9 protein-coding genes, 2 tRNA genes and 2 rRNA genes are annotated in these 12445 nt (G+C 54.1%); 7 read left to right on the forward strand and 6 right to left on the reverse strand.

Translation table 11 applies throughout. The annotated features are described in order from the left end of the window. The first annotated feature begins 134 nt into the window (after positions 1 to 134). From BL107_RS04265 to rrf, 4 genes are all read left to right on the forward strand, one after another. Positions 135 to 208 (forward strand) — tRNA-Ile (locus tag BL107_RS04265). A 9-nt stretch (positions 209 to 217) separates the two neighbouring features. Then, positions 218 to 290 (forward strand) — tRNA-Ala (locus tag BL107_RS04270). A gap of 436 nt (positions 291 to 726) precedes the next feature. Beyond that, positions 727 to 3594, forward strand: a 23S ribosomal RNA gene (locus tag BL107_RS04275). Between the two features lie 105 nt (positions 3595 to 3699). Then, positions 3700 to 3816, forward strand: a 5S ribosomal RNA gene (gene rrf, locus BL107_RS04280). A 91-nt stretch (positions 3817 to 3907) separates the two neighbouring features. Here rrf and mtnC read toward each other — a convergent pair. Then, the gene (gene mtnC, locus BL107_RS04285; protein ID WP_009789044.1) at positions 3908 to 4654 is read right to left on the reverse strand and encodes an acireductone synthase; all 747 of its coding nucleotides are present in this window, start codon (positions 4652 to 4654) and stop codon (positions 3908 to 3910) included. Next, on the reverse strand, positions 4651 to 5271 hold the full coding sequence (gene mtnB / locus BL107_RS04290; protein WP_037988057.1) for a methylthioribulose 1-phosphate dehydratase: 621 nt from the start codon (positions 5269 to 5271) through the stop codon (positions 4651 to 4653). The genes mtnC and mtnB overlap by 4 nt, the downstream gene beginning before the upstream one ends. Before the next feature lie 50 nt (positions 5272 to 5321). Here mtnB and mtnA point away from each other — a divergent pair, with 50 nt between their 5' ends. Further along, the gene (mtnA, locus tag BL107_RS04295) at positions 5322 to 6329 is read left to right on the forward strand and encodes an S-methyl-5-thioribose-1-phosphate isomerase (protein WP_037988059.1); all 1008 of its coding nucleotides are present in this window, start codon (positions 5322 to 5324) and stop codon (positions 6327 to 6329) included. On the opposite strand, the gene BL107_RS04300 is transcribed toward mtnA, so the two are convergent. Both BL107_RS04300 and BL107_RS04305 read right to left on the reverse strand, forming a co-directional pair. Continuing rightward, a complete protein-coding gene (locus BL107_RS04300) occupies positions 6326 to 7162 on the reverse strand; it encodes a DNA-formamidopyrimidine glycosylase (RefSeq protein ID WP_009789047.1) in 837 nt (278 codons plus the stop codon). The two genes, mtnA and BL107_RS04300, sit on opposite strands and share 4 nt — an antisense overlap. Positions 7163 to 7167: 5 nt before the next feature. Further along, the gene (locus BL107_RS04305) at positions 7168 to 7377 is read right to left on the reverse strand and encodes a photosystem I reaction center subunit IV (RefSeq protein ID WP_009789048.1); all 210 of its coding nucleotides are present in this window, start codon (positions 7375 to 7377) and stop codon (positions 7168 to 7170) included. A gap of 178 nt (positions 7378 to 7555) precedes the next feature. Between BL107_RS04305 and BL107_RS04310 the strand changes: the two genes are divergently transcribed. Both BL107_RS04310 and BL107_RS04315 read left to right on the forward strand, forming a co-directional pair. Further along, the gene (locus BL107_RS04310) at positions 7556 to 8518 is read left to right on the forward strand and encodes a hypothetical protein (protein WP_369791577.1); all 963 of its coding nucleotides are present in this window, start codon (positions 7556 to 7558) and stop codon (positions 8516 to 8518) included. Positions 8519 to 8587: 69 nt separating this feature from the next. After that, positions 8588 to 10048, forward strand: coding sequence for an ATP-dependent DNA helicase RecQ (locus BL107_RS04315; protein ID WP_009789050.1), 1461 nt, complete (start codon positions 8588 to 8590; stop codon positions 10046 to 10048). A 6-nt stretch (positions 10049 to 10054) separates the two neighbouring features. Here the strand turns inward: BL107_RS04315 and BL107_RS04320 are convergent, their stop codons facing one another. Continuing rightward, positions 10055 to 11023 (reverse strand): LysM peptidoglycan-binding domain-containing protein, encoded by a 969-nt coding sequence (locus tag BL107_RS04320; RefSeq protein WP_009789051.1) that lies wholly within the window; start codon positions 11021 to 11023, stop codon positions 10055 to 10057. 96 nt (positions 11024 to 11119) lie between these two features. Further along, positions 11120 to 12445, reverse strand: a complete 1326-nt coding sequence (locus BL107_RS04325) for an aldehyde dehydrogenase family protein (protein WP_369791564.1) — start codon at positions 12443 to 12445, stop codon at positions 11120 to 11122.

A 12445-nucleotide genomic window follows, 5' to 3' on the forward strand; every position in this document is an offset into this window, starting at 1 on the left:
GAAATCCTGTCACCTTAGGTCGATCGGTACCTCAACATTATTTCAAAGATTGATGAGCAATCATCGAGAGATTGAAAGAGATGTTCAGTTCCTAAACTTTGTCTAGGTCACACCCCGCAAGGGAAGAGTCCCCTGGGCCATTAGCTCAGGTGGTTAGAGCGCACCCCTGATAAGGGTGAGGTCCCTGGTTCAAGTCCAGGATGGCCCATTCGGTGTTGGGGGTTTAGCTCAGTTGGTAGAGCGCCTGCTTTGCAAGCAGGATGTCAGGAGTTCGAGTCTCCTAACCTCCACTGACCGAACTCAATCTCCATTGTCCGGTAACTCGGAGGATGAACTCGAAGGAGTGTGATTTAGATGTGTCCACTAGATTGGACCCCAGCTTCCTGTCATTCCAGATCAGTAAGAATTACTTGATCGGTTGATAAGATGCTGGGCTCAGATTAATCGCAAGATTAATTTGATGTCTAGTAGAACCTTGACAACTGCATAGGTAAGTCTGGAAAAACAAAGCATCTTACAGATGCATTGTTTTCAGTTTAAATTCTCGAAAGGGAATTTAGATTTAGAACAATGAAAATTCTTTTGAGCAAGAGCCGAGACTCTTAGATGTTCTTTGATTCGTGTCGAGCGAATCAGAGTTTGATTTTGTTTTTATGAGCAACGAAAGTTGTTGATGAAACCAGAAGAATCTGCTTTCAACCGCAGTAAGCGTTTAAGAGGTTAATTGGTCAAGCTACAAAGGGCTCACGGCGGATACCTTGGCACACAGAGGCGATGAAGGACGTGGTTACCTGCGATAAGTCTCGGGGAGCTGGAAGCACGCTTTGATCCGGGAATTTCCGAATGGGGCAACCCTTTTATACGGCCAGCTGAATACATAGGCTGGCGCGAGCCAACCCAGCGAACTGAAACATCTTAGTAGCTGGAGGAAAGGAAAGTAAAAACGACTCCCTAAGTAGCGGCGAGCGAACGGGGAAGAGCCTAAACCGATGGTTTCGACCATCGGGGTTGTGGGACAGCAACGTGTATCAGGAATGTTAGGAGAAGTGTTTGAATGGCACGCCACAGAGGGTGAAAGCCCCGTATCTGAAAACTGAACTGAGCTAGCTGTATCCCGAGTAGCACGGAGCACGTGAAATTCCGTGTGAATCCGCGAGGACCACCTCGTAAGGCTAAGTACTACTGTGTGACCGATAGCGAAACAGTACCGCGAGGGAAAGGTGAAAAGAACCCCGGGAGGGGAGTGAAATAGAACATGAAACCGTGAGCCTACAAGCAATGGGAGCCCTACTCATAGGGTGACCGTGTGCCTGTTGAAGAATGAGCCGGCGACTTATAGGCACTGGCGGGTTAAACCGGAAATGGTGGAGCCATAGCGAAAGCGAGTCTGAATAGGGCGTTTGTCAGTGTTTATAGACCCGAACCCGGGTGATCTAACCATGGCCAGGATGAAGCTTGGGTGATACCAAGTGGAGGTCCGAACCGACTGGCGTTGAAAAGCCAGCGGATGAGCTGTGGTTAGGGGTGAAATGCCAATCGAACCCGGAGCTAGCTGGTTCTCCCCGAAATACGTTGAGGCGTAGCGTCTCGTGCTCCAGCAGGGGGGTAAAGCCACCATTTCGGTGCGGGCTGCGAGAGCGGTACCAAATCGAGATGAACTCTGAATACCCTGTGTGTAGCGAGGCAGTCAGACTGTGGGGGATAAGCTCCATGGTCGAGAGGGAAACAGCCCAGACCGCCAGCTAAGGTCCCCAAATCAACACTAAGTGATAAAGGAGGTGGGATTGCATAGACAACCAGGAGGTTTGCCTAGAAGCAGCCATCCTCAAAGGAGTGCGTAATAGCTCACTGGTCGAGCGATCCTGCACCGAAAATGAATGGGGCTAAGTGTTGTACCGAAGCTGCGGATTTTATGGTAGGGGAGCGTTCTATGTGGGGCGAAGCATTAGCGTGAGCGGATGTGGACTGCATAGAAGTGAGAATGTCGGCTTGAGTAGCGAAAACATGGGTGAGAATCCCATGCACCGAAACCCTAAGGGTTCCTCCGGCAGGCTCGTCCGCGGAGGGTTAGTCTGGACCTAAGGCGAGGCCGAAAGGCGTAGTCGATGGATAACAGGTCAACATTCCTGTACCGGTCATGTTTTGGGAAGAGGGACGGAGAAGGCTAGCCAAGCCAGATGTTGGTTACTGGTTCAAGCGTTCGAGGCGTTGAGGAGCGGTGAAAACGTTCCGAGCTGAGGCGTGAGTACGAGCTGCTACGGCAGCGAAGTTGGTGACGTCATGCTTCCAAGAAAAGCTCTATACCCGTTAAGACATGATTGCCAGTACCCGAAACCGACACAGGTGGGGTGGTAGAGAATACCGAGGTGCGCGAGGTAACTCTCTCTAAGGAACTCGGCAAAATGGCCCCGTAACTTCGGGAGAAGGGGTGCCACAGCAATGTGGTCGCAGTGAAGAGGCCCTGGCGACTGTTTACCAAAAACACAGGTCTCCGCTAAGTCGCAAGACGATGTATGGGGGCTGACGCCTGCCCAGTGCCGGAAGGTTAAGGAAGCCGGTCAGCGTAAGCGAAGCTGGCGACTGAAGCCCCGGTGAACGGCGGCCGTAACTATAACGGTCCTAAGGTAGCGAAATTCCTTGTCGGGTAAGTTCCGACCCGCACGAAAGGCGTAACGATCAGGGCGCTGTCTCGGAGAGAGGCTCGGCGAAATAGAATTGTCTGTGAAGATGCGGACTACGTACACCTGGACAGAAAGACCCTATGAAGCTTTACTGTAGCTTGGTATTGTGTCCGGGCTCTGAATGCGCAGGATAGGTGGGAGATGTTGATCTCGTGCTCGTGGGTACGAGGGAGTCAATGGTGAGATACCACTCTTTCAGAGCTAGGATTCTAACGTTCACCCGTTATCCGGGGAGCGGACAGTATCAGGTGGGCAGTTTGACTGGGGCGGTCGCCTCCTAAAAGGTAACGGAGGCGCGCAAAGGTTTCCTCAGGCTGGTTGGAAATCAGCTGACGAGTGCAAAAGCAGAAGGAAGCTTGACTGTGAGACCTACAAGTCGAACAGGGACGAAAGTCGGCTTTAGTGATCCGACGGTTCTGAGTGGAAGGGCCGTCGCTCAACGGATAAAAGTTACTCTAGGGATAACAGGCTGATCTCCCCCAAGAGTTCACATCGACGGGGAGGTTTGGCACCTCGATGTCGGCTCATCGCAACCTGGGGCTGAAGTCGGTCCCAAGGGTTGGGCTGTTCGCCCATTAAAGCGGTACGCGAGCTGGGTTCAGAACGTCGTGAGACAGTTCGGTCCATATCCGGTGTACGCGTAGGAACATTGAGAGGATTTCTCCCTAGTACGAGAGGACCGGGAGGAACGCACCTCTGGTGTACCAGTTATCGTGCCAACGGTAAACGCTGGGTAGCCATGTGCGGAGTGGATAACCGCTGAAAGCATCTAAGTGGGAAGCCCACCTCAAGATGAGTGTTCCCATGGGGTAACCCAGTAAGGTCACGGGAAGAACACCCGTTGATAGGCTCTACGTGGAAGTCCAGTAATGGATGCAGCGGAGGAGTACTAATAGACCGAGGGCTTGACCAACATTTTGGTTCTTGCCTGAAGACAAATTCTTTGTTGATTCAGACGCGCAACGCAAGTTGTAATCCTATGCAGTTCTCAGGGTTCACCCTCTGAGAATGGTTTTATCCTGGTGTTCATGGCGGTGTGGAACCACTTCGATCCATCCCGAACTCGGTTGTGAAACGCATCAGCGGCGACGATATTTGGGGGGTAGCCCCCTGAGAAAATAGCTCAATGCCAGGTAAAACATTCTCTAAAAAAGTGATCTGAAGACCATACCGGTCTGATCATTTTTACGAAGAAACCACCTCTGCGGAGGTGGTTTTTTTGTGCCCTATACCTTGGGGTTAAGCCACTTTTCTACCTCTTCAAGACTACTGATCACAGGATGATTTCTGGGTTCTTGTTGGGGATTGCCGTCTCGCATGCTGTAAAGGGTGCATAGCCCTGCATTCTTGGCTGCATCACATTCGTCACTGTTGTCGCTGATGAAAAGAATATGTTGGGGTTTGCAGCCCATGACCGATGCAATTGCCGTATAGCTCGATGGCTCTTTCTTGTTGCCAATATGGGTATCGAACCAGGAGCTAAATAGATTCTCAATGTCTCCTTTGTTAGTGAATTTGTAAAGTAAGTGCTGTGCTTCGACGCTGCCGGACGAATACACCGAAAGTTTGTATCCTTGTTTGTGCCATTTTTTTAGATTTTCATGGGCATCTTCGAAAAGTTCTGAAGAGATTCTTCCTGTTGTATACCCTTCTTTCCAAATCTTTCCTTGAATGTCTTTGAGCGTAGTGGACTTTTTGTCGGTTTTAATCAACAGCTGTAGATAGGCTTCGATTTTTAGATCTTTTGTCTGCTGTCCTTTCTCTGATTCATGTCTGAGTCTTGTGCTGTCTTCACTGTTGTCCTTAATCCATTCATCCTCGGCATTATGAATAAGTTTATTGATAATTGGATCATTTCTGTGGCGATGGAGAAAACTCTTTAACTCTGATTTTGCATAAGGGAATAGGGTCTCTGTTACGAATGACACCGGACATGTTGTTCCTTCGATGTCGAGCAAGATATGGCTAATCATGAATTAGATTCCAATAGTTTTTTCTGCAATAGAACTGAGAATAAGAATTCAAGAATCTCCACATGACGCTGAGCTTCTGCCAATGAATTCCCCCAAGCATAGAGACCATGGCCTGCCACAAGAAGACCTGGCAAGGTGCTACTGAGATACGGTCGAACGGTCTGGCTGAGTTCCTTGATGTTTTGATTGTTAGACACGATCGGAATATCGATTGATGTTTCATGACTGATAATCCCTCTTAATCCTTTGAGCATTTCCCATCCCTCTAATCGGATTTTGGCTTGCTCTGCGAAATGATCTGAAAGGACGGTGGCATTAATGGAGTGTGTATGAAGAACTGCGCGACATTCCAATCGTTTAATGATTTCGACGTGCAGTGTTGTTTCTGCACTGGCTTGTCCTCGGCCCTCAATGACATGTTGATGTTCATCCACGATTACGAGCTGTGCTGGCTCCACTCGACCCTTATTAATGCCGCTGGGAGCCATGAGTAGATGGATTGGGTCTCGTTGAACGACAACACTGAAATTGCCCCCTGTGCCCTCACACCATCTCCGCCCATGCAGGTCTGAAATGGTTTTCGTTAGCTGTTCGCGAAGCTCCTGGTTCGTGTTCACGTCTTCGGAGTGCTGTTTTCTTCTATATAAGTAGAAGTTAAACCCCTGTTTTGACGCTTCCTCGGAGTTTGCGCTGGACTGGCGGTCAGCTTGATTTGCTCGATCAGCGCTGCTTGCCCCATTCGGTTGTTTACCGGCAGCTCACCAAGTGGCATGAGGTCAGCGACGCGATTCGTTCGATGGTTGTGCGTGGTGCCCCTGCTATTGGGATTGCTGCCGCGTGGGGTGTTGTTTTGGCAGCACGGTCTGGAGATGATCTTGATCAAGCCATTGAAGGTCTACGTGCGTCCCGCCCGACTGCAGTCAATTTGAGTTGGGCGCTCAATCGGATGCAATCGTTCGTTAACTCCAAAGGTTGGGTTGATGTTCGTGAACTCGAACGCCTTGCCGCTGTCATCGAAGCGGAGGATCGTGCCCTCACGCAGGCATTGGTGAATTACGGCATTGGGGTTTTGCCGGATGATTGTCGTGTTCTTCATCACTGCCACACCGGTGCCGTCGCCACGGCTGGAGTCGGTACGGCCCTTGGTGTGATCGTGGCCGGTCATCAGCATGGGATTTTGAAGCATGCCTGGCTGGATGAAACCCGTCCGCGTCTGCAGGGGGCCGCTCTTTCCTCTTGGGAACTTGGCTGCTGTGGTGTGCCCTCGACGGTGATTGTTGATGGAGCGAGTGGTTTGCTGATGCGTCGCGGTGAGGTGGATGTTGTTTTGGTCGGTTGTGACCGTGTTGCTGGTAATGGAGATGTGGCCAACAAGATCGGTACCTACAACCTCGCCCTTGCTGCGCGAGCCCATGGGGTGCCTTTTTATGTTTGTGCTCCAAGCAGCAGTATCGACATCACCACCGTTGATGGTGATGCCATCACCATCGAGGAGCGTCCGGAGGATGAAATTACCCATTTCCACGGTGAACCTATTTGTGCCTTCGGTGTGCGTGCTTGGAATCCTGCTTTTGACATCACTCCAGCCCACTTGATTACAGGGCTGATTACTGAATTTGGTGTCATTCGATCTCCCTCAAGACACTCCCTAAGTGCATTGCCGTTGGTGAACTAGCGCTGACAGCTCGGGCACCAGTGGGTGCTTCGGCCCGATAACTTTTCCCGGATGATGGGCGTTCCACATTTGCGGCAGGGCTGTCCACTGCGTCGATACACCCAAGACTGCCCCCCATAGTTCCCATTGACGCCTTCTAGATCTCGAAAGTCGCTGAAGGTTGTTCCTCCAACCCCGATGCTGATGTGCAGCACGTTGACCAGTTCATCTCGGAGTCGGACCAGTTGTTCGATCGTGAGCTTCCCCGATGGTGAGAGAGGTGGAATCCCAGCCGCGAACAAGCTCTCATCGGCGTAGATGTTTCCTACTCCGGCAACAAGAGATTGATCCAGCAGGGCGGTTTTGATGGGTCGTGCGGAACCCTTGAGCCGTTGCTTGAGATAGGCACCTGTGAATGCATCGCTGAAGGGTTCTGGCCCGAGTCGTTTAAGACCCGTCATCACGCTGTCGAGGTCGTTGCCTTCTGGTATCCACCACATCTCTCCGAAGCTGCGCAGGTCAACAAAACGCAGTTCCTCGTTGTTTTGATTCCAAAAACGCACGCGCGTGTGACTGCAAGGTGCTGCTGGCGTCGCATGCCATTGGAATTGGCCGGTCATTCGCAAATGCACGCCCCAGCTGCCTCGATTGGGTTCGAGCTGGGCCATGAGGTATTTGCCACGGCGAGACCAAGCTCCGACCATGGCACCCTTTAGGCCCGCCACAAATCGTTCGACTCCACCCGGACTCGCGATGGCCCTCGCTCGGCAGACTTCGATTTCAGCGATTTCAAAAGATTCAAGACGGTCCGCTAATCCTCGGCGAACCGTCTCAACTTCAGGAAGCTCAGGCAATGGCCTCAGGCGGACTCGAGTTCTGACTCGGCGAAATTGTTGGTGTTGATGCCGCCATCAACGCCTTGCATGGCGCTGTAGTTCACCTTTTCAAAGCGAACAACCACCGGATAACGGATTCCAGATGTGTCGATTGTGGCAACAGTGCCAACTTCGTTGAACCAGTAGGACTCGGGACGCTTGATGCGCACCTTGGCGCCGCGGGAGATCGCCATCGCTGTGCATAAAAAGGATGCAGTTTTGAGCGTATCTCGCTGGATGCGGCAGGAGACCTCTACGTCACAGAATGTCGTCCGTTCCTCCTTGGCGTTGCACTTGACCACATCTGTTGTGCCTGATCAACCCTCATTGCAGCTGGATCTTCCTGATCCAGAGAGCGATGACATCAGCACCATGGAGTTTCTGGCCCGCCTGGAGCAGGCCTGGGCCATCTGCGATCGCTTCGATTTGCAAACTGAAATTTGGCGCGGTCGCATTCTTGGAGCCGTTCGTGACCGGGAAAAGAGAGGTGGCGAGGGGCGTGGAGCAGGCTTCCTCCAATGGCTTCGAGAAAACGAAATCAGCAAAACGCGGGCCTACGGCTTGATTCAGTTGGCTGAAGCGGCGGACGCGATGCTCACGGAGGGCGCCTTAGAGGAAAGCAGCGTCAATCAGTTTTCGAAACGCGCCTTCATGGAAACGGCCCAGGCGGTTCCAGAAGTTCAGCTGATGATCTCGGAGGCGGCCAATGAAGGTCAGGAGATCACGCGGAAGCAAGTTCGTCGCTTGACCGATGAATTCACTGCGGCGACCAGTCCGTTGCTGCCGGAGGAAATTCGTCAGCGCACCCAGGAGAATCTTCTCCCGCCTAGAGCTGTGGCGCCCCTTGTTCGGGAGCTTGCCAAGCTGCCGGAACCGCAACAAGAGGATTTTCGCAAGGTGCTGCGGGATGAACCCGAGCTGGATCGCATTAAAGATGTCACCAGTACGGCCCGTTGGATTACGAAGGCCAATGAGTCGGGTGCTGCCGTTCGGGCTTTTCAGCAGGGGGAGCTCGACTTAGACAAAGCAATGCAAGAGGCGCAACGTCTTGATGCCCTCGGCCTTCTGGCGGACGCGGTGGGTCAGGCGCAGGCTTTGGAGTCGGCGGTTCTCAAGCTGCATACGTCCTGGAGACGTCTTGGCGGTTTGCACGAGCGCCTTTGGGTGGAAAGTGGCAGCAGTACGCCTTATCTCCGTGATGTACTCAATGCCTTGCAGTCTCTAAGTGGGGCCACGATGCGCGTGTCGTTGGGGGAGTTGGCAGGTGGAAAGCGTGTCCGCCTGCAGTTGGTGGAGGAATCACCAGACCAATTGGATCCGCCGCCCTTGGCTTAACACCAGATCTTGTGCTCGTTATCCTGGGGGCACTAGATCTGGTGTGTCCTGGACTCCCTCGAAAGCGCTTTGCAGACTCACTTTGGGTGGGATCGCTTTCGAGCTGGCCAGCGCGCCGTTGTTGAGGCTGTTCTAGAAGGACGCGATGCGTTGGCGGTCTTGCCAACGGGAGGAGGCAAGTCGCTTTGCTATCAGCTCCCAGCGTTGGTGCGTGATGGCTTAGTGGTTGTGATTTCGCCGCTCGTGGCTCTCATGGAGGACCAAGTGTTGGCACTCCAGAAACGGGGGATCACAGCAGCCTGTTTGCATGCAGGGCTTGATCCAGGCCGAAGGCAACAAGCCATGGCGCGTTTGCGCGATGAATCCCTGAGATTGCTTTACATCGCGCCGGAGCGCTTGCAGGGAGAGGCGACGCGCCAGATGTTGGAAAACCATGCATCTGAGGGACGTCTCGTGGCTCTTGCCGTCGATGAGGCCCACTGCATCAGTGCCTGGGGGCACGACTTCCGTCCTGACTACAGACGTTTGGGCATGATTCGTCGACTCTGCCCCGGCGTTCCGATGCTGGCGTTGAGTGCGACGGCGGCTCCGAGGGTGCGGGCCGACATCCTGCGCTTGCTCGATCTCCGCAGTCCCTTGGTGCAGGTGAGCTCGGCTCGGCGCGTCAATCTGAACTACACGATGCAACGTCGGCCTAGGGATCCGATGCCGCAGGTGCTGGAGGCCTTGGAGCAATCCCGAGGAGCTGCGTTGATCTATGCCCGGACGCGCCGGTCTGTCGAGCTCTGGGCCGAGCGGCTCCGGGAGCACAAAGTTGATGCCACGCCGTACCACGCTGGGTTGGACCCAGACACCCGTCGGACGGCTTTGACGCGGTTCTTGGAACAGAAGCGTCCCGTGCTCGTGGCAACTGTGGCTTTTGGCATGGGGGTCGATCGTGGTGATGTCGGCTTGGTGCTCCACCTGGATCTTCCAGCAACCCCTGAGGGCTATTTGCAGGAATCGGGTCGGGCAGGACGCGACGGCCAACCCGCCAGTTGTCTTGTGTTGTTCTCTCCAGGCGATCGCACAACGTTGAGCTGGGCGATGCAGGCGTCCGGTCGTTCAGGTTCCTCGCTAGAGGAGCGCCGACGCCTTGATCTTGCTCAGCAGCAGCTCCGACGGATGGAGGCTGTTGCTGAAGGCGAGATGTGTCGTGAGCAGGCTTTGTTGCTGGCTGTGGGGGAGCTTGTGAGCCCCTGTGGACATTGCGACCGCTGCAAAACCGCTCCAAATCACCGTGACTGGTCTATTCAGGTGCAAACCCTGTTGACGCACCTGGCAGACCAGGAGGGGATGGACCTTCGACGTTTGGGTGAGCACCTCGCCTTGCATGAGCCCGGTCGTGGAGACCGCTGGACCTGGCTGGCACGGCGACTCGTGCAGGAGGAATTAATTCGTGAGAGCAACGATGGTGCTCAACGGCTGTACCTCCGGGAGAGCGGTCGCAGTTTCCTTAAGACTCCATGGCCACTGGATTACGCGGCATAGGCCTCGCTATGCCCTGGCTTGACAGCGATCTTTAACCAAGTCTTTCTCGAAGCGGCTTTGGGGGGAGGCCCAGAGTTTCCAGCTGCCATCGGCTCCGGTGGCATTAATTTTTTTGGCTGAACAATTTACCGCCAGGTACAAGCCTTGGCCTTGGGCATTCAGTGTAGGAACCACCTGACTGCCGCCCATCGGTTGCCAGTTGGCCCAGTCCACCTGGAGTGGGCCATAGGTTCTCCAATCCGTCGACTTTGCAAGTTGCGTTTTGGTGGTTTTCGAGGCAGGCACAACCTTCTTGGCAGGTTTTGCCTTGCTGACTTTGGTTTGAACGGGCTTGGTCACTGCCGGCTTGCTTTGGCTTGGGGTGGCTTTGGCAGAAACGCTTTGGGTCGCCAAAGCGGTAGTGGGTTGTGTGAGATACAGCCGTGTGCCCACCTCCACTTTGTTGGGGTTGGTGAGGTCGTTGATGCTGATCAGCGTGGAGATTGGCAGCTTGTAGGCCTTGGCAATTTGGGTGAGGGTTTGCCCCTTAACCACAGTGTGTTCAGTGGCTCCAGCGATGGGAGTTACTGCAACGGGTTTGAAGCCAGGTTTTGGCAGAACGGCGTTGCTGGGTAATTTCAGGGTTTGGCCCACTTCCACGTGGTTGGCGTTGCGGAGGCCATTGACGATCATCAGATCTCGGCTGCTCACCTTGTATTGGGTTGCGATTCTGCTGAGGGTCTCTCCCTTTTTCACGCGATGTCGCCCGCTGCCGGCATTCACCCTTGGCCCTGGCACTTGAAGCTGGCTGCCCGCCTCCAAGTAGTTGGCATTGCTCATGTTGTTGAGCCGCATCAAAGTGCCCACGCTCACGCCTGAACGGTAGGCAATGTCTGTAAGCGTTTCGCCTGGTCGCACCGTGATGGTGGCGGCGGTCGCCGAGAGGGGAAGGATTAGAGCCGTCAGGGCAAGGACGGCGAAACCAGAGCGGCGCATTCGACTCCTTTCATTTCCCGAACCATACGGTGCCTGAAGCAAAGCGCCACCCCCCCAGAGCGACTGCTGCGGAAGGGATGTCTCTGTCTCATTAGCTCATCCCGCGATTCGTCTCAACACGTCGAGATCTAAGGAGTAAGGCGGGTACCGAAGTTTGAAATCAAACCGGAACCCCCGTTTCAGGACGGCCTTGTAGTGGCTGAAGGTCTGAAAACCGTTGTGACCGTGATAACTCCCCATACCACTGGCGCCGACGCCTCCGAAGGGGAGTTCTGGAATGCCGGCTTGCATCACGACATCGTTTAAGCAAACACCACCTGAGCTGGTGGTGCTCAGCACCTCCTGCTGTTGGGCTTCGCTTCCTCCAAATAGGTAAAGAGCCAAGGGTTTGCCTTGGTGTCGGATTGTCTGAAGAGCCTCGCTGAGCTTGTCCAGGCGAAGCATGGGCAAGAGCGGTCCGAAGAGTTCTTCGCCCATGAGTGGATCTTGACGATCATTCACTTCAATCACGGTTGGGGCGATGCGACGTTGCTCTCGGCTGATTTCGCCGCCAATCAAGATTCGACCATTCGCCCTTGCTGTTTCCAGCAATCGTTCCAGTCGATGGAACTGCTGTTCATTGATGATTTTCCCGAGCTGATCGGATGCCAGTGGATTGTCCCCGTACATCGCCAAGCGTTCATTGCGCAGCGCATTGAGGAGGTCTGGGTAGAGATCGGACTCCACCAAAAGGTGGTCTGGGGCAATACAGGTTTGCCCAGCATTGATGCCTTTACCCCAGATCAACCGACGGGCACTCACCTCAAGATTGGCGCCTTGAAGCACAAGGGCAGGACTTTTCCCTCCCAGTTCAAGGGTGACCGGTGTGAGGTTTGTGGCCGCTCCGGCCAGGACTTTGCGGCCGATGTTTCCGCCACCGGTGAAAAAGATATGGTCAAACGGCATGGCCACCAGTTGTGCTGCGACGGCACCATCGCCTTGCTCAACCCTCACGACCTCTGGCTCGAAATGGTCGGCGACCAGCTTGGCGATTAACTCTGCAACAGCCGGTGCATGTTCCGAGGGCTTCAAAACCGCCGTATTGCCAGCTGCCAGGGCACTGATGAGAGGACGCAGGGTGAGCTGGAAGGGGTAATTCCAGGGACCGATCACGAGGACGCAGCCCAAGGGTTCTGGAATCACCTGGGCCTGCCCCGGGCTGAGGGCAACGGGAACAGGCACCCGTTTGGCACGCATCCATCGACGCAAATGTCGACGTGTGAATTTCAACTCTTGCCGCAGGGCGACAATCTCAAAGAAAGCTTCGGTTGCTGGTTTTCCGAGATCCTTTTGAAGGGCTTTCAGCACGTCTTGCTCATGCTGTTCGACCAGTGTCATCAGCCGTCCCAACTGCTCTTTGCGCCAGGCCAAGGGTCGAGTCAT

Source organism: Synechococcus sp. BL107, assembly GCF_000153805.1.
In the GTDB taxonomy this organism is placed as follows: Bacteria; Cyanobacteriota; Cyanobacteriia; order PCC-6307; family Cyanobiaceae; genus Parasynechococcus.

What these genes read in the sequence shown, in the direction of transcription:
- mtnC (WP_009789044.1), bottom strand. Translation starts at nt 4,654, where the DNA reads ATGATTAGCCATATCTTGCTCGACATCGAAGGAACAACATGTCCGGTG.
- BL107_RS04305 (WP_009789048.1), bottom strand. Translation starts at nt 7,377, where the DNA reads ATGGCGATCTCCCGCGGCGCCAAGGTGCGCATCAAGCGTCCCGAGTCC.
- BL107_RS04310 (WP_369791577.1), top strand. Translation starts at nt 7,556, where the DNA reads ATGGAGTTTCTGGCCCGCCTGGAGCAGGCCTGGGCCATCTGCGATCGC.
- BL107_RS04320 (WP_009789051.1), bottom strand. Translation starts at nt 11,023, where the DNA reads ATGCGCCGCTCTGGTTTCGCCGTCCTTGCCCTGACGGCTCTAATCCTT.
- BL107_RS04325 (WP_369791564.1), bottom strand. Translation starts at nt 12,445, where the DNA reads ATGACTCGACCCTTGGCCTGGCGCAAAGAGCAGTTGGGACGGCTGATG.